This is a genomic window from Nocardia cyriacigeorgica GUH-2, from assembly GCF_000284035.1.
GTDB classification, from domain to species: domain Bacteria; phylum Actinomycetota; class Actinomycetes; order Mycobacteriales; family Mycobacteriaceae; genus Nocardia; species Nocardia cyriacigeorgica_B.
Genome location: NC_016887.1, coordinates 1,025,818 through 1,042,807, shown reverse-complemented (window position 1 = coordinate 1,042,807; position 16,990 = coordinate 1,025,818). Strand labels below are relative to the sequence as shown.

Annotated in this window: 16 protein-coding genes; 5 read left to right on the top strand and 11 right to left on the bottom strand. The window is 68.1% G+C overall.

The annotated features are described in order from the left end of the window. Nucleotides 1-10: 10 nt before the first annotated feature. The 3 genes from NOCYR_RS04630 to NOCYR_RS04620 form a co-directional block, all read right to left on the bottom strand. Nucleotides 11-328: a type VII secretion target gene (locus tag NOCYR_RS04630; protein ID WP_014349196.1), complete on the bottom strand. Its 318-nt coding sequence runs from the start codon at nt 326-328 to the stop codon at nt 11-13. A gap of 178 nt (nt 329-506) precedes the next feature. Beyond that, nucleotides 507-818: a DUF6802 family protein gene (locus NOCYR_RS04625; RefSeq protein WP_014349195.1), complete on the bottom strand. Its 312-nt coding sequence runs from the start codon at nt 816-818 to the stop codon at nt 507-509. Between the two features lie 160 nt (nt 819-978). Further along, nucleotides 979-1,170 carry a PspC domain-containing protein gene (locus tag NOCYR_RS04620; protein WP_048832826.1) on the bottom strand — a complete coding sequence of 64 codons (192 nt, stop codon included), beginning with the start codon at nt 1,168-1,170 and terminating at the stop codon, nt 979-981. A gap of 145 nt (nt 1,171-1,315) precedes the next feature. Here NOCYR_RS04620 and NOCYR_RS04615 point away from each other — a divergent pair, with 145 nt between their 5' ends. Next, the gene (locus tag NOCYR_RS04615) at nt 1,316-2,956 is read left to right on the top strand and encodes an ABC-F family ATP-binding cassette domain-containing protein (RefSeq protein ID WP_048833911.1); all 1,641 of its coding nucleotides are present in this window, start codon (nt 1,316-1,318) and stop codon (nt 2,954-2,956) included. 82 nt (nt 2,957-3,038) lie between these two features. Beyond that, nucleotides 3,039-4,706: a serine/threonine-protein kinase gene (locus tag NOCYR_RS04610; RefSeq protein WP_014349193.1), complete on the top strand. Its 1,668-nt coding sequence runs from the start codon at nt 3,039-3,041 to the stop codon at nt 4,704-4,706. A gap of 53 nt (nt 4,707-4,759) precedes the next feature. Here the strand turns inward: NOCYR_RS04610 and NOCYR_RS04605 are convergent, their stop codons facing one another. Both NOCYR_RS04605 and NOCYR_RS04600 read right to left on the bottom strand, forming a co-directional pair. Continuing rightward, nucleotides 4,760-4,960 (bottom strand): DUF6186 family protein, encoded by a 201-nt coding sequence (locus NOCYR_RS04605; RefSeq protein WP_014349192.1) that lies wholly within the window; start codon nt 4,958-4,960, stop codon nt 4,760-4,762. Next, nucleotides 4,957-5,388: a hypothetical protein gene (locus NOCYR_RS04600; RefSeq protein ID WP_048832824.1), complete on the bottom strand. Its 432-nt coding sequence runs from the start codon at nt 5,386-5,388 to the stop codon at nt 4,957-4,959. Before NOCYR_RS04600 ends, NOCYR_RS04605 begins: the two co-directional genes overlap by 4 nt. 96 nt (nt 5,389-5,484) lie before the next feature. On the opposite strand from NOCYR_RS04600, the gene NOCYR_RS04595 reads away from it, so the two are divergent. Continuing rightward, nucleotides 5,485-5,964 (top strand): hypothetical protein, encoded by a 480-nt coding sequence (locus NOCYR_RS04595; RefSeq protein ID WP_231856030.1) that lies wholly within the window; start codon nt 5,485-5,487, stop codon nt 5,962-5,964. Between the two features lie 12 nt (nt 5,965-5,976). Here the strand turns inward: NOCYR_RS04595 and glmM are convergent, their stop codons facing one another. The 5 genes from glmM to NOCYR_RS04570 form a co-directional block, all read right to left on the bottom strand. After that, a complete protein-coding gene (glmM, locus tag NOCYR_RS04590; protein WP_014349189.1) occupies nt 5,977-7,350 on the bottom strand; it encodes a phosphoglucosamine mutase in 1,374 nt (457 codons plus the stop codon). 184 nt (nt 7,351-7,534) lie between these two features. Then, nucleotides 7,535-8,050, bottom strand: a complete 516-nt coding sequence (gene rpsI, locus NOCYR_RS04585; protein WP_014349188.1) for a 30S ribosomal protein S9 — start codon at nt 8,048-8,050, stop codon at nt 7,535-7,537. Further along, complete coding sequence (rplM, locus tag NOCYR_RS04580; RefSeq protein WP_048832820.1) at nt 8,047-8,490, bottom strand: 50S ribosomal protein L13; 444 nt, start codon at nt 8,488-8,490, stop codon at nt 8,047-8,049. Before rplM ends, rpsI begins: the two co-directional genes overlap by 4 nt. Nucleotides 8,491-8,636: 146 nt before the next feature. Then, nucleotides 8,637-10,052, bottom strand: coding sequence for a hypothetical protein (locus tag NOCYR_RS04575; RefSeq protein ID WP_048832819.1), 1,416 nt, complete (start codon nt 10,050-10,052; stop codon nt 8,637-8,639). A 73-nt stretch (nt 10,053-10,125) separates the two neighbouring features. After that, complete coding sequence (locus NOCYR_RS04570) at nt 10,126-12,666, bottom strand: FHA domain-containing protein (RefSeq protein WP_048832818.1); 2,541 nt, start codon at nt 12,664-12,666, stop codon at nt 10,126-10,128. A gap of 109 nt (nt 12,667-12,775) precedes the next feature. Between NOCYR_RS04570 and NOCYR_RS04565 the strand changes: the two genes are divergently transcribed. Then, entirely contained in the window at nt 12,776-14,221 is a 1,446-nt protein-coding gene (locus tag NOCYR_RS04565) for a metallopeptidase (protein ID WP_014349184.1), read from the top strand. Between the two features lie 3 nt (nt 14,222-14,224). On the opposite strand, the gene NOCYR_RS04560 is transcribed toward NOCYR_RS04565, so the two are convergent. Further along, nucleotides 14,225-15,544, bottom strand: coding sequence for an FHA domain-containing protein (locus NOCYR_RS04560; protein ID WP_014349183.1), 1,320 nt, complete (start codon nt 15,542-15,544; stop codon nt 14,225-14,227). 197 nt (nt 15,545-15,741) lie between these two features. Between NOCYR_RS04560 and NOCYR_RS04555 the strand changes: the two genes are divergently transcribed. Then, complete coding sequence (locus tag NOCYR_RS04555; protein ID WP_014349182.1) at nt 15,742-16,962, top strand: DUF7373 family lipoprotein; 1,221 nt, start codon at nt 15,742-15,744, stop codon at nt 16,960-16,962. Nucleotides 16,963-16,990: the final 28 nt, after the last annotated feature.

Here is a 16,990-nt window from a genome sequence, read left to right as displayed (position 1 = left end):
ACTCGAAGAATCACAACTGCACTCCGGCAGCCTTTATTTTCTTGACGTTATCATCGTCGGTCCTGCTGTAGGTGTCCGCATTGGTTGACATCGTCGTACCGGACTTCTCGATCGCGCCTTGCCAGTTCTTCAGCCAGGTGGTGAGTCGGCCGAGCGCGTCTCCGACCTTCTTGCCTTCGGTCCCATATATCTGACCGGCCTGACCAGCTCCGAAGGTATTCGCTTCGAGGTCGGTGACCTTGTTGCCCACAACTCCCGCTGAACCCTTCAAGTTCGACGCGATTGTTCGCAACGCATCAACGTCGACTGTGACGCTATCACCAGCCATGAGGTTCCCTCCTTCGCCCGTCTGCGCGATCCCCGGCGCCCGGCCCGAACGCAGGGCGCCACTCTACTTCCTTAGACGCTCGGTGCTCCGGTGCGGTTCCATCGAATTCGGGATTGGCGACTGTGGGTCGGTGCCCAGGCCAGATGCGGTGTAGGAGCATCGCATCTCGCCCGACCCCTTACTTCTCCCCCAACCGCCCCTCATCGGTCTTCCTCCACTCCCCCGACCCATCCGGATTCCGGTGGTACTCCCACGCCGCGTAGTCCCCGTCGTCCTCCACGACGGTGACGTGGTCGGCGTAGCCGTCGAGGTCGGTGTCGGTCCAGACGTGCATACCGTCGTCGTCGGTGGTGGTGATGGTGTCGAGGATGCCGTCGCCGTTGATGTCCTGGGTGGGGCTGTTGAGTTCGACGGCGCCTAGGCCGTCCAGGGACGAGGAAGCGTCGATGTCGGGCATATCCAGGCCGGGGAATTCACCCGAGCTGATCATGGCTCCTCCTGAAACGGGGCTCGTGTGGGGCGCGGTCACCAGCCGAATGGCGGACCTGTACATCCTGGCATCCGGGTGTGGTCGCCGTCGAGTGCGCATAAGGCGGCGGCCGCGCGATGAGCCGCGCGGCCGCCGTTCGGGAAGCTCAGGAGGTCGGTGCCTACTTCTTCGGGATGATGATCCACAGCACCAGGTAGAGCAGGAACTGCGGTCCGGGCAGCAGGCAGGACAGCACGAAGGCCAGGCGGACGATGTTGGCGTTCCATCCGAAGTATTCGGCGATGCCGCCGCAGACTCCGGCGATCCACTTGTCGCTGGTGGAGCGGGTGAAACGGCGTGCGGGTGCGGTCATGGGAACTCTCCTCGGTCTCGATCGCTTCCCCATCCACTGTCCGCGAATCCGGCCGGGCCGGCATCGGTCCGGGTACTGATCCGCACCCTGATTTCCGCGGGGCCCGGACTCAGGGTGTCCACCGACACACGGCACACTCGTGCAGGTGAGCACCACTCTGCACGCGCGCGGCCTGTCCGCCGAGCACGGCGAACGCACCCTGTTCAGCGGCCTGGACCTGACGCTCGCGCCGGGCGATGTGATCGGCCTGGTCGGCGTGAACGGCGCAGGCAAGTCGACGTTGCTGCGCATGCTCGCCGACCGGCGCGCGCCGAACGGCTCCATCACGCTCAGCCCGCCGGACGCGACGATCGGCTATCTCGCACAGGAACCCGAGCGCATCCCCGGCGAAACAGTGCTCGAATTCCTGGGCCGCAGAACCGGGGTGAGCGCAGCGCAGCAGGCGATGGACGCCGCAGCGGAACGCCTGGCCGACGGCGGTGACGACGAATACTCGCCCGCCCTCGAGCACTGGCTCGCCCTCGGCGGCGCCGACCTGGACCAGCGCGCACTGGAAATCGCGGACGAGCTGGGCCTGGCCGACAGCATGCCCAATGGCCTCGATACCCCGATGACGGGCTTGTCCGGCGGGCAGGCCGCGCGTGCAGGCCTGGCCTCGGTCCTGTTGTCGCGCTTCGACATTCTCCTGTTGGACGAACCGACCAACGATCTCGACCTGGACGGTTTGGCGCGTCTGGAGCAGTTCGTGACCGGCGTCCGCGTTCCGCTCATGGTGATCAGCCACGATCGAGAATTCCTGGCCCGCACGGTGAATCGGATTGTCGAGCTGGATCTGCCACAGCAACGAGTCGACGTATACGACGGCGGTTACGAGTCGTATCTCGCCGAACGCGAAATCGCCCGCAAGCATGCCCGCGAAGCCTACGAGGAATTCGCCGACACCAAGGCGAATCTCGAAGCGCGGGCCCAGATGCAGCGCAATTGGCTCGAACACGGCGTCCGCAATGCCCGCCGCAAATCCCGCGTCGATTCCGATAAAGCCGGACGCAAGATGCGCGCGGAGTCCACCGAGAAGCAGGCCGCCAAGGCCCGGCAGACGCAGCGCCGGATCGAACGACTCGAGGTGGTCGAGGAGCCGCGCAAGGAGTGGGAGCTGCGGATGACGATCGCCGCCGCACCCCGCAGCGGATCGGTCGTCGCCACCCTGTCGGAAGCGATGGTGCACCGCGGAGATTTCCGGCTCGGCCCCATCACCACCCAGATCGATTGGGCCGACCGCATCGTGCTGACCGGCGCGAACGGCGCGGGCAAGTCCACACTGATCGCGCTATTGCTCGGAAAGTTGCTGCCGGACAGTGGAACCGCCGCGCTCGGTTCGGGCGTCGAGATCGGCGAAGTGGACCAGGCCCGCGGCCTCTTCCGCGGCGATTCCACCCTCGCCCACACCTTCGGCAGCGAAATGCCCGACTGGCCCGACGCCGACGTCCGCACCCTCCTCGCCAAATTCGGCCTCCGCGGCCCGCACGTCCAACGCCCCTGCGCAACCCTGTCCCCCGGCGAACGCACCCGAGCCGCCCTGGCGCTGCTCCAAGCGCGCGGCGTCAACCTGCTCGTCCTGGACGAACCCACCAACCACCTCGACCTGCCCGCCATCGAACAACTCGAGCAGGCCATCGACTCCTTCACCGGCACCCTGCTACTGGTCACCCACGACCGCCGCATGCTCGACTCGGTCCGCGCGACCCGCCGCTGGCACCTGGCCGACGGGCAGTTGTCGGAGCAGTGAGCCGGCGACCCGAGCTGCCGACTGATGACCCACGTCCTAGTATCGACCCGGTTGACCGATCGGACGGGGGAAGGCGAGCTGGATGCGCGAGGGTGAAGTCTTCGCCGGCTACACGATCGACCGGCAACTCGGGCGAGGCGGGATGGGCGCGGTATATCTGGCCCGGCACCCTCGCTTGCCGCGCCGGATCGCGCTGAAGCTGCTGAACGAGGAACTTTTCTCCGACAAGGAACTTCGAGCCCGGTTCGAGCGCGAGGCCGACCTGGTCGCGCAGCTCGACCACCCCAATATCGTCACCGTCTACGACCGCGGCGCCGACGACGGCAGGCTGTGGATCTCGATGCATTACGTCGACGGCGTCGACGCGGCGACCGTCGACCCGCACGCGCTACCCCCGCAGCGCGCGGTCCAGATCGTCGCCGAAACCGCCAAAGCGCTCGACTTCGCCCACAGCCGAGGCGTTCTGCACCGCGACGTCAAGCCCGCGAACATCCTGCTCGCCAACGGCGGCAACGGCCAGGAACGGGTCTTCCTCACCGACTTCGGCATCGCCCGCATCGCCGACGAAGCCAACCGCCTCACCCAAACCGGCACATTCACAGCCACTCTCGCCTACGCGTCGCCGGAACAGCTGACCGGGGCGGACATGGACGGCCGGTCGGACCAGTACTCGCTGGCATGCACGCTGTACTGGCTGCTGGCCGGCTCGGCGCCGTACGAGTCCACGCATCCGGCGACGGTCATCCAGGGGCACCTGCAACGGCAGCCACCGCCGGTGTCCACGGCTCGCGCCGGATTACCCCCGTCCCTGGATGCCGTGCTGGCCCGCGCGATGGCGAAGCGTCCCGCGGACCGGTTCGCCTCCTGTTCGGAGTTCGCGGAGGCGGCGCGGCGGGCATTGGCCGGCGACGGCCCGCAGTTCGCGTCGGCACCACACGCGCCTGTGGCCCAGGCAGCTGCCCCACATGTCTCAGCGCCGTCGATGCCCGGTGTTCCGCCCGTCGGCCCCGGGCATGCGAGCTTCTCGCAGCACGTCCATGGCCGCCCGCCGCAGCAGGGTCCGATCCCGCCGCCTCCATTCGGCTATCCCCCAATGCGTCCACGCCGCCGTTCCTACGTCGGGTTGTGGATCGGTCTCAGCATGATGCTCATCATCGCTGTTGTCGCCGGCATCGGAACGTGGGTGGCGATCGCCAACCGGGATTCCACTCCGCCCCAGCGTGAGATCGAGGAAATGCGACTCGCCTTCCCGAGTTTGCTCCCACCAGGTGAGGTTCCGGCAGGACAGACCTGGGCGCAGGGCCGCGGTTTCGGCGACATGGGTTGCAGCGCCACCGTGATGAACGACCGCAGCAGGCTCCACTGGACCTTCATCCACGGCGCCGCTCCAGACATGGGTGAACCAACCGCCTACTGGGATTGCTATTACGCCGGCAGCTACATGATCCCGGAAGACATCATCCGCTGGCCGCAGATGCGCGTCTTCCGGTACAAGTCGGCATCCGAGGTGCAGCAGGTCATCCAAGGCCTCGGGGCGAATCCCGTCGAACAGGACCTCAACAACAACGGCAGGCAGTACTCCAACGTCAAGGCGGGCTCCGAACCCACTTCTTCTCCGCGAATCGCGACGATCTTCCCGAACGACCCGAAGCGCGAGAACCTGCTGGTTTACTCCTATGGCCTTGGCGCGAGCAACGACCCGTCGATGGATCAGCTGCTCGATTGGTGGAAGACCCTGCCGCTCGACTGAGTGCACACCATGCACCCGGTCGAGGTCCTGGCATGCGGTCCGGCCGAGACGCCTCAACGAGCCAGGAAGTGCCAGCCGAGCCAAACCCACACCGGAAGCATGATCAGGCGTGCGGTTCGGGTGCGGAGGGCCAGGGCGATCACCGTGCCCAGTGGGGCGAGGGTGTCGCGGCGGAGGTGGGCGACGAGGGTGAGGGTGAGCGCGATGCCGGCGAGGATCGCGAAACCGGTGATGATGATGGCTCTTTCGCTCATCGCCGCAGCAGCCAATATCCGGCGGCGAGCCAAGCCAGCCAGCCCGCGAACCGTCCCGGCCCCTGTTCGAGCAGTGGGTCCAGCAGGGTCGACAGTGTCGGGTAGTCGTAGTGGGCGATGGACCTATCTGGTTGCCGCACATAGGCATAGCCCTGCCAGGCGAGCAGCGCGAGGAGCAGTGTGGACCAGACCACGACTCCCCTGCGCAGTGCCGCATCACTAGCTGCCGGGCTCGGCTCCGGCACAGAACGTGAGAGCCGAAGCACCGCGACGACCAGCGCCGCGACGCCGACAGCGACGACCAGCGCGGCCGAGGACGGGTGAAACGGCGACGTCAGCGTGCCGAGGAAGGCCACGACGATCAGGCAGGCGAGCAGCGCGTAGTGCCCGAGGGTCGGGGGTCGAGCGGATGAACGCTCAGCGGCCATACGTCGCAGGATACGGCTGTGCCCGGTTCATCGGGTGTCGAAGCCGATCGCGCGGGCGCCGGGTCACCTGCGCGAACCGACCGCTAGGTTGAGTGCGTGAGTGGTACCGACGGTCTACAGCGAGTCCTTGCGCACGACGGGGCGGCGGAGTTCGCGTTGGGTCTCGACACGCGCCTGACGCTCCTCGCCACCGGCATCATCTTCCTGTCGGCCCTGATCCTGGGCACGTGGAAGTACCACGGCATCCGCACCTCGCCCGACGGCGCCGCGCACATCTACGTCGATATCGCGCACCGGGCGGCGCTGATGTACGCCTTCGCGGGGCTGGTCCTGGCGGTGTTCACCGAGCTCAGCGCCTGGCCGACGGCAGTAAATCTGGCGGCCGACGCGGTCGTGCTCGCGTTCTTCGCCGGCGCCATCGCCACCTACGCCTGGCACGGATACCGGCGTGACACCACCAATCAGTTCCGTGGCGACATCGACCTGAGCATGCGGTTGTCGATGTTCGCCCTGATCGCCGGCGAGATCGGCGGTTTCCTGGTGCTGTTCACCGGATTCCTGGCCGGCCAGTTCTGACCGTCCGAAAGCTCAGACGGCCGCGACTCGTTTGGCGAGATCGTCGGCCAGTTGTTCGGCGCGCGTCAGGTCGGTGGCTTCGACCATCACCCGGATGAGCTGCTCGGTTCCGCTGGGGCGCAACAGGACCCGGCCGGAGTCGGCGAGGGTGCGTTCGGCTTCGGCGACGGCGTCGAGGACGTCGGGTGCCGCCATCACGGCGGCCTTGTCGCTGACCGGAACGTTCACCAGGATCTGCGGCACGGTCTGCAACACCGACGCCAGGTCTGCGAGCGTGCGCCCGGTGGCGGCCATGCGGGCCATCAGTTTCAGGCCGGTGAGGATGCCGTCGCCGGTGGTGCCGTGGGCCGGGAACACCACGTGGCCGGACTGTTCGCCGCCGAGGGTGAAGTGGCCGCGGCGCAGCTCTTCGAGCACGTAGCGGTCGCCGACGGCGGTGGTGCGCACGGTGATTCCGGCCTCGCGCATGGCGATATGCAGGCCGAGGTTGCTCATGACGGTGGCGACGAGGGTGTCCTCGGCGAGCTCACCGGCATCACGCATGGCCAAGGCGAGGATCGCGAGGATGGCGTCACCGTCGACGACGTTGCCCGCGGCGTCGACGGCCAGGCAGCGGTCGGCGTCGCCGTCATGGGCCAGGCCCAGGTCGGCGCCGTGTTCGCGGACCGCGCGACGCACCTGATCGAGATGGGTGGAGCCGCAGCCGTCGTTGATGTTGAGGCCGTCGGGTTCGGCATTGATGGCGATGACGTCGGCGCCCGCTTCCCGGTACGCGGCCGGCCCCACCTCGGAGGCGGCGCCGTGTGCGCAGTCCACGACGACGGTCAGACCGTTGAGCTCGTGTCCGGTGGCCTCCACCAGATGCTCGACATACCGTTCGTGCGTGCCGGCGACGCTGTACTGCTCGGGAAGTACGAGCCCGTGATCGCTCACCCCCGCCGAGCTCAGTACCCGGCCGATGCCGGCGCCGGTGGGCCGCACCGCAGGCTCGTCCATCAGGGCTTCGATCTTGTCCTCGATGGCGTCGTCGAGTTTGCGCCCGCCCGCGGCGAAGATCTTGATCCCGTTGTCGGGCATGGGATTGTGCGAGGCGGAGATCATCACGCCGAGACACGCGTCGTACAAGCCGGTGAGATAGGCGACGGCGGGCGTCGGTAGCACACCGACCGACAGCACATCGACCCCGGCCGCGGTGAGCCCCGCGGTGACCGCGGCCTCCAGCATCTCCCCGCTGGCCCGCGGATCCCGGCCGACGACGGCCAGCGCGCGCTTCTTACCCCGACTCAGAATCTGCGCCGCCGCGCCGGACACGCGCAGCGCCAGCTCCGGCGTCAACGACTCGTTGGCGAGTCCGCGAACCCCATCGGTGCCGAACAGACGTCCCATACCTCGTCCCTCGATCGATGCATCCTGCCGCGTCCACGACCGCCCCACGAACGCAGCACTTCCATACAGCACGAGAGCAGGCGCCCAGCGATGCTGGAAGCCTGCTCTCGTACAGGTGCCGCGCCGACCGTACCGCTTCCGGCACCAGCACGGTGCCGGAAGCGGACAGTCGACGATGCGAAAATCAGCGCTTCGAGTACTGCGGCGCCTTACGGGCCTTCTTCAGACCGTACTTCTTACGCTCGGTGGCGCGCGGGTCACGGGTCAGGAAGCCGGCCCGCTTGAGGGCGGGACGATCCTCGGGGGTGACCTCGATCAGCGCACGGGCGATGGCCAGGCGCAGCGCACCGGCCTGACCCGACGGGCCGCCGCCGACCAGGCGGGCGTGCACGTCGAAGCTCTCGGTGCGCTCGACGGTGACCAGCGGGGACTTCACCAGCTGCTGGTGCACCTTGTTCGGGAAGTAGTCCTCGATGGTGCGGCCGTTGAGCACGAAGTTACCGGTGCCCGGCAGCAGCCGGACGCGGACGACGGCTTCCTTACGGCGGCCGACGGTCTGCACCGGACGGTCGATGACGACCGGGCTGTAGGTCGCCTCGGAGTCGTAGCCGGCCTCTTCGTAACCGGCACCGTCCTCGACCACCTCGACGGTGGTGTCCTCGACGGTGTATTCCTCGTTGAATTCCTCGGGAGCGGTCACTGGGACACCTGCTTGATCTCGAACGGAACGGGCTGCTGGGCGGCGTGCGGGTGGTTCGGGCCCGCGTAGACCTTCAGCTTGCCCGCGATCGCGTTACCGAGCTTGTTCTTCGGGATCATGCCCTTGACGGCCTTCTCCACGAGACGATCGGGCCGCGACTCCAGCACCTGACCGACAGTGCGCGACTTGAGGCCGCCCGGATGCCCGGAGTGGTGGTGGATGAGCTTGTCCTGCTTCTTGTTGCCGCTGATGGCAACCTTGTCAGCGTTGATGATGATGACGAAATCGCCACCATCGACGTGCGGAGCGTAGGTCGGCTTGTGCTTGCCACGCAGCAGATTCGCTGCCTGAACGGCAAGACGGCCGAGCACTACGTCAGTGGCGTCGATGACGTACCACTTACGGGTCACGTCACCCGCCTTCGGGCTGTACGTAGGCACAGTGCTTCCCTGTCTGTCGTCGGTGCTGCCGGCCAGGTGTGCGGTCGAGGTGGTTCCCGGCGGCCGGTTGAGACCCGGGCCTCGGCATGCCACACACCAGCTGGCCACGATACCAGTCGGGTATGGCCGCGACGAAACCGCCAGGCTCAGATCTCCAGCGGTGGCCCGAAGTCGACCGCTCCCGGCGGACCCGGCACCAGATAGCGCAGGGTGTTCACGCCCGGCTGCCCGCATTCGACCTGCGCGGGAGCGCGCACCGCGGCGATGCCCGAGGGCGGTTCCAGGACCGCTTCGGGAGTGAGCGAGCAGGCCACCTGGATCGAGCGGGTGTCGACCGCCTCCAGCTCGGCCGCCCCCGCCTGGCCCGACATCGCAAAGGCCGCCAGCGCGACCGCACCGGCCGCCGCCTGGGCGCCGTACAGATTGCCCTTCATCTTGTCCCACACCTTGCCCGCCTCCGGTGGACGCGTGAACCGGCTCGCGGCCGTCTCGGCGCTGTGCCGCCCGTGCTCCCCGGTCATCGCCGGCCGGTCCCGTACCTGGGCGTTCGGCGGCATCGGGCCCTGCTGCATCGGCGGACGCTGCGGGCCCGGCGGCTGCTGGCGCGCCGGCTGCTGCTGCGGGCGGGCGGCCTGGGGACCCGGCTGCGGCGGCACCGGACGTGAGGGCGGCGCCGTGGACGGGACCGGTCTGCCGCCGGGCTCGGGCTCGTCACCCTCGCTTTCGCTCAGCACCAGGTGCGCGGCGCCGAGCACGAGGGCGTGCATGGGATGGTCGGCGCTGTGCAGCCGGTGGCCGAGATGGTTCTGGAAGGCCAGCCGCAGCGGATCGTTGAAGCACACATTGCCGGCCAGCAGCACCGTGGAGGTGTCGGCGCCGATCGCGCGGGCCGCGGCCATCACCTCGATGACGGCGTCGTCGGCGGATCGCGCGTCGCGGGTGGCCTCGGGCGCGATGGCGACGTCGACCGATTCGGTGGGCTGCTCGTCGTCGGCATGCACCGCGACCACCAGCATGGTGCGCCCGTCGGAGTACACCCCGGTGGCGCCGACGCCGCGCGGGTTGGCCCGGTCGGGCGGGCGGACGAGCCCGAGCGCGCGCACATAACCCGACAGCGCGACCGATTCCGGCAGCGGTTCGACCGTCACATCGAGCTGCTCGACCAGTTCGCAGTAGGTGTCGACCTTCTCGTCCGGCCAGCCGTCCGGGTACGGCAGCGCCACCACGTCGGGCTTACCGCGCAGATACTTGCCGACCGCGGCCAGCGGGTTGTACAGCCGGGCCCGGAACACCAGCTCGGCGGGCCAGGTCGCGCCCGCGATGACGATCTGCGGATGACCGAGGATGTCGCGCACGTCGGCGATGGCCATGCCGAGGTCGGGCCGCTGCCGGTCCAACCCGGCCGTATGCAGCCTGCCGGAGGCGTCCGCCAGCAGATATGCGGGAGTGGTGTAGCTTCCCTCGACCTGGACCGGGCGGATCGGGGTGCCCCCACCGCCTGCGGCCACGGACACCACATCCCACCCGAGATGTATTGCCCCTACTCGCACCGTCACAGGCATCAGTGTGCCTGCTGTCCGCGCGACACGCTCGCCACACCGGACGACCGGCCGCTACCGCCGACGCCGGGCCCGGTCATGACGCGGACTTCTTCAGCCGTAGCCGGTGCCAGGTGATCACCGACAGCACCGCCGTCACCACCAGGAGCATGGCGATATTGAGCAGCCAGATACCCGGCGTGTGGTCCCACAGCTTGTCGGGCTGGGCGTTGGCGAACAGGGTCTTGATATCGACCGTTGACGCCGCGGCCGCGTAACCCCAGCGCGAGGGGAACAGCCAGGAAATCTGCTCGAGCACCACGCGGTCGGTCACCGGGATCATGCCGCCTGCCATCACCAGCTGCACCATGATCGTCACGACCAGCAGCGGCATGACCTGTTCGTTCGACTTGGCCAGCGTCGACAGGGCCAATCCGACGACAACACATGACATCGCGGTGAAGGCGACGCCGATATAGAGCTCGAGGCTGCCGGACGGTATCAACGCTCCCGCGCCCGGCGGATTCTTACCCGCCAGCGCGATACCGATGAGCACGGCCGACTGCAATAGGGCGGCGACGCTGAAGACCACGATCTTGGCCAGGGCGTAGGCCGAGGGCAGCAGGCCGACGGCGCGCTCGCGGTAGAAGATGGTGCGCTCGCCGACCAGGTCGCGCACGGTCAGGGTCGAGCCCATGAAGCAGGCGCCGAGGACCAGGACGACCAGCAGCTGCTGGGTTTCACCGCCGCCCTGATGGACGAAGATCTGCTCGCCATTGGGTCCGGGAACCGGCACCTGCGGTCCGGGCGCGAATCCGTTCTCGCCCGGAACGACCAAGGTCAGCACACCCAGCACGAACGGCAGGATCACCAAGAACGCGAGATAGCCGCGGTCGGCCAGAATCAATCTGACCTGCCGCCGCACCAGCGTGGAGAACTGCCGCCACCCGCTCGACTGCGGTGGCGAACCCATCGCCCCGTGCCGGATCGGCGCGGGTGGTGGCGGTGGTGGCACGAACGCCTGGCGCGACCGATACGCCGCGAACGCCTGATCCGGATTCGCCGCGACATTGGCGAAGATCTCCGCCCAGTCGCTGGTCCCGAGGGCTCCGCCGACGCCTGCGGGATTGCCCGCGTAGGCCGTCTTACCGCCCGGCGCCAGCAGCACCACCTGATCGCACATATCCAGGCAGGCCACGGAGTGGGTGACGACGATGACGACGCGGCCGGCGTCGGCCAGCTCGCGCAGCATCACCATGACCTGACGGTCCAGCGCCGGGTCCAGACCCGAGGTGGGCTCGTCCAGGATCAGCAGCGACGGGCCGGTCAGCAGTTCCAGCGCCACCGAGGCGCGCTTGCGCTGACCACCCGAGAGCCGGTCGACGCGGGTGTCGGCGTGCTCGGTGAGCGAAAGTTCCTTGAGCACACCGTCGATGACCTGCTGCCGGTCGGCGCTCGAGGTATCGGGCGGCAGCCGCAGCTCGGCGGCGAAGCCGAGCGCCTGACGCACGGTGAGCTGCCGGTGCAGCACATCGTCCTGCGGGACCATGCCGATACGGGAGCGCAACGCTTCGTATTCGGCGTGCAGATTGCGGCCCTCGAAGGTGACCACACCACCCGATGGCTGGGTATTGCCGGCGATCAGCTTCGACAGCGTCGACTTACCGGCACCCGACGGGCCGATCAGGGCGGTGAGCGTGCCGCGCCCGGCTTGCAGGTTGACGTCGACGAGCAGCTGCTTGTTGCCCTCTACCGTGAATCCGACCCCGTGCACATGCAGGCCCTGCTCGGCGACCGGACGCTGCCGGTGCACCAGGGTGCCCTGCTGGACCACGAAGTCGACATTGCCGATGGTGATTATGTCGCGCTCGCGCAGCACCGTGCGCTGCTGGCGGACACCGTTGACGAAGGTGCCGTTGGCCGAGCCGAGGTCCTCGATGGTCAGGCCCTCGGAGCCCGCGACCAGCCGGGCATGCTTACGCGAGGCCAGCGGATCGTTGACGACGATCTGGTTGTCGGCGGTACGGCCGATCGCCAGGCCACCCGCGGGCAGCCGGTCCGCGCGCGCGATCGGCGAGGTCGACGGCCTGGCCCGCACCGGCGGCAGCGACGAGGTGTCGGCCTTGGTCGTCATGTTGATATTGACGTTCGGCGCGGCCGGCCGAACGGGCGGTGGCGCGCTGTGGAATCCGGCGATCCGGCTCGCCCCCGACTGCGGACCCGAGTGCGGACGCTGCGGCGGCGCCGGCGGCGGGCGTAACCCCTGACGCGGCGGCTGCGCCGGATGCTGCGGCTGCGAGTGATGCTGCGGCGGACGGGCTTGCGGCGCCGCGGGCAGCAGATGCAGCAACGGCCCGGTGATCGCGTCACCGAGCCGCACCTGCGTGGGCCGATCGATGGAGACGGGGCGGCTCAGCCTGGCCGCGTCGACGAACACACCGTTGGTGCTGCCGTTGTCGCGCAGCACCCAGGCACCCCCCTGCCAGGCCAAGATCGCGTGTACCCGTGAGACCAGCGGACTATCGACGAACAACGTCACTTCCGGCGCGCGGCCCATGGTGACCTGCTGGCTCGAATCGAAAATTCGTTCGGTTCCATCATGGCGCACGGTGATGGTCTGCGCCCCCGGTGAAGACATGCAGCGGATACTATTCCATCACCCGGACATCGGCGGTGCCCCCGATGCGCCATGCCCCGGTTCCGGCGACCGAAACACCGACCGACCGGCCGACGAGGGGGAGGAACCGATGCGGCAACGTCGTGCGATCGCCGTCATCATCGCCGTGCTGTGCGCGGTCACCACGCTGGTGGGGTGCACGCGATCCGTGGACGGGCGGGCCGTCTCGATCTACGACGATCCGTTCAAGGTGGCCGGTCTGCCCACCACCAGCGGCCCGAGCGGCCCGCGGCCCGACGTCCCCGACAGCGAGCTCACCGCCCGCAACGGTGACGGCGGCGAAGTGGACACCCTGGCCCTCAACGCCGTCGAGGACATCCAGGAGTACTGGGCCGAGCAGTACCCCAAGGAGTTCGAGGGCGAGTTCGAGCCGGTCGACAAGCTGATCTCGTGGAGCGCCAAGGCCAGCCGCAACGACTCGGTCGAGTTCTGCACCGAAACCACCTACCGCCTGGTCAACGCGGCCTACTGCCGGCTGGACAACTCCATCGGCTGGGACCGTTCGCTGCTGCTGCCGACCATGGAGGAGACCTTCGGCAAGATGTCGGTGGTCATGGTGCTGGCCCACGAATACGGCCACGCCATCCAGACCATGTCCAAGATCGTCGGCCGCAAAGACCCGGTCATCGTCAAGGAACAGCAGGCCGACTGCTTCGCCGGCGCCTTCATGCGCCATGTCGCCGAAGGCAAGTCCAAGCACTTCACCATCAACACCTCCGACGGCCTCAATTCGGTACTCGCCGCGACCGTCGCCATCCGCGACTCCGACCCCGACGATCCGGAGAGCGTGCACGGCTCGGCCTTCGAGCGGGTCACCGCGGTGCAGATCGGATTCACCGACGGCCCCAAGGGCTGCAAGGCCATCGACATGGACGAGATCGAGCGGCGCCGTGGCGATCTGCCGCGGAGCTTCGAAGGCGACGCCGGCCGCGGCGAATACCCGATCACCAAAGAGAATCTGATCGAGCTGACCAAGGCTCTCGCCGCGATCCTGCCGATCGACTCCGACCCCACCTACAGCTACGACGGCGCGCAGGTCGATTGCAGCAACGGCACCACCACCGAGCCGGTGAGCTACTGCCCGGCCAGCAACACCATCGCCACCGATATCCCCGGCCTGGCCGAACGCGGCACCTCCGATACCGATCCGGATGATCCGCTGCCGGTGAAGGTGACCGGCGATTACAACGGTTACGTCGTCTTCATCGCCCGCTACGCGCTCGCCGTGCAGCGTGATCAGGGTCAGCAGCTGGTCGGCGCGAAGACCGGGTTGCGCTCGGCCTGCCTGTCCGGCGTGGTCACCGGCAAGCTCGCCGAGCCGGGCCGGCCGCCCTCGGAAGGCGATATCACCCTGGCCGCGGGCGATCTGGACGAAGCGGTGTCCGGGCTGCTCACCGATGGCCTGGCCGCCAGCGACATCAAAGGTCAAACCGTGCCCAGCGGATTCGCTCGCGTCGACGCCTTCCGCGCCGGCGTGCTCAACGGCGAGACCACCTGCATGTCGCGGTATTCCTGAGCGTCAGCCGAACGGTGGCGGCGCCGCCGGGTCGAAGCGCAGTACCCGGTTGCCGATCATGATCTCGGTGCCCGGCAGCAGCACCATCGGCTGATTCGGCATCAGCCGCACCCAGTCGCGATAGCCGGCCACCCGGGTGCGAGTGCCGTTGGTCGAACCCCGATCCACCAGCGTCACATCCCAATTGACCAGCACGATCTCCGCGTGCGCGCGCGACATTCCGCCGGAGTTGTCCTCGATCTTGAGCGGGATCAGGCCGCGGCGGGCCTGGTCGGAATGCTCCGGATCGCGGCCGATGACGGCGTCGGCGGCGAGCATGAACGTCATCCCGTCATCGAGCACCAGCATGCCCAGCGGCGGCCGCACCACCTCGCTCAACGCCTGGGTCTGATCGACCGGCATTCCGCAGACGGTGCAGAACGCCGACCGCGGATCGCTCGGATGGGCGCGCGCGCATTTGAATCCCATGACCTTCACCGCGAGCGTGGTCGCGCGAGCGGTGGCCTCCAACCGCCGCTGCAACTGCGGATCCGGCCGTGGTGAGGGATCGGTGCTGGCGCGCTGTTCGGTCGATTCCGGCGGTTGCCCGCCATCGCTCAGGTCGAGCATCGAAGTCGACGCCTGCGTGGGCGTCACGTTCGGATCCACCGGCGGCGATTGCGCGGCAACGGGTTCCGGCGAACGTTCCTGGTCGATGCGCGCGGTGGGCAGCGGCGGCGGCGCGGCGCGGCGATGGGAACCGCCGTCGGCGCTGTCCGTACCGGCCCGGCGCGGCGTGCGGGCGCGCACCTCGTCGGACCACACGATCACCCCGTCGGCCTGGGCGATACCTTCGACCAGCCAGCCGATTCCGCGCTCGGAGGGCAGTTCGGGCACCCGGCCGCCGTTGTCGTCGACGAACAACGCGACCGCCTTCGACGGCACCGAGGCCACCCGGTCGACGGTGAACGCCGCGTCGCTGCCGCGATACCGCTCGATCTGCTCGCCGGCCAGCACCGCCGTCACCGAGCCGTGCAGGAAGATCGCCACCCCACCGTTCTCGGCGGGCGACAAGATCCCGAAGTCGATCGGACGTCCCGGGCTGATCTGCTCGGCGTCCTTCATCAACCAGCGCGTCGCGTTACGCGCGACCAGCGCACCCGGCCCCGCCGGCTGCTGCTCGGCCGCCTCACTCACCAGCTCGGCCAGCGATTCCAGCGCCCGCACCGCAGGCGATTCCTGAGTCGGCTTACCCCGATCCCGGTGCGCCACGACCACCACCGCACCCGCGACCCGGGCCGCCGCGTGATTCCCGGCGACCACCTCGACCTGCCGATCCTTCAACGGTATCGGCCCTCCCCTGGATCGGAATGCTGGATCGTCGCCACCAGACCAGGGTATTGCAATGCGAACACTGCCGGTCTGATTACCCGTGGTTCGTCACCGGGCCCTGATCGGCCGCGAAGGCCTTCGGCGAACACGTTCACATGTCGCACCCGTGCAGTACTATCCGGCTGACACACTCGAGCAAAGGGGGGAGCGTGCAGCTCACCGCGAGATCGCACCGTTTCCGGGCGGGGGTCGCCATCCTGTTCACCTGCGCCCTGGCCGCCGTGGGCTGCGGATCCGACTCCGAGGCCGCCGAACCCGCTGTGGATCTGGCCCAGCTCGACGTCGGCGGTTACGCGACGCTTCCGCGAGAACTCGGCGCACCGAAGAACAAGGACGTCCCGCGGTTCGTCGAGGCCCAGCGCCTCGGCAATGTCATGCCGCTGCCGGTGGAGATCGACCCGAATCTGGTGTATCAGCCGCCGGGCACGGTGCGCCCGTTCCTGCTCCCCGACGAGTCGCATCCCAGCCCGATCCACCGCTGGATCAAAGAGGACAACTTCGCCAACGACGCGAAGGGGTTCATCTCCGGGTTCTCCGCGACCGGGTCGTCGAACAAGGTCAACAGCCTCGCCTACACGCTGTCGACCTCGGTGCTGATCTTCTCCGACGCGAAATCGGCCACCGAGGCCGCGGCGAATCTGTCGCGGGCCGGCTTCTACGAAGACGACAAATACCCCGTCGAACCGGCGAAGCTGGCCGAATACCCCGAAGCTCATGTGCGGTATCAGCCCGGCATGCAGGTGCTGGCCTCATGGCTGGCCACCGACGAGTTCGTCATCGTCACCATCGCCTCGAACTGGATGAACAAGGTCCTCGGCGAATCCGACCTGCCCGGACTGTCCGCGCTGTCGGAAAAGGCCATCGCCGCCACGAACACCAGCCTGGAGAAGTTCGAGCCCACGCCGCCGGACAAGATGATGGAGAACTCCATCGACCCCGACGGTATGCGGTCCATTTCGCTGCGCCGCCCGGAGGGCGATTCGTTCCTGAACGTGCCCGGCACCTACGACCTGCACGGCTCGCTGCACTTCCCGACCGATCCGGTCCAGCGTAGGCAGGAGCTCGAAGAGGCGGGTGTCGACCGTGTCGCGTACGACGCCGGCGAGCTGTACCGGACGGCCGACGCCGAATCCGCGCGGGAGCTGATGGAGAAGTCCTCCGAGCTCAACCGGTTCTTCCGTAGCGCCGACTCGCCGAAGGGCCTGCCACAGGCCACGTGCACCGAGTACAAGGGGCCCGCCCAGGGCGCGATCCGTTTCTACTGCCACGTCACCTATGACCGCTATTACGCGTTCATGGGCGCCGAACAGCTGCTGGACGCCCAGCAACGGATATCGGCTCAGTACGCCATCCTGGCCAACTCCGAGTAGGACTGCGGCACATGCGAATTCGAAGCAT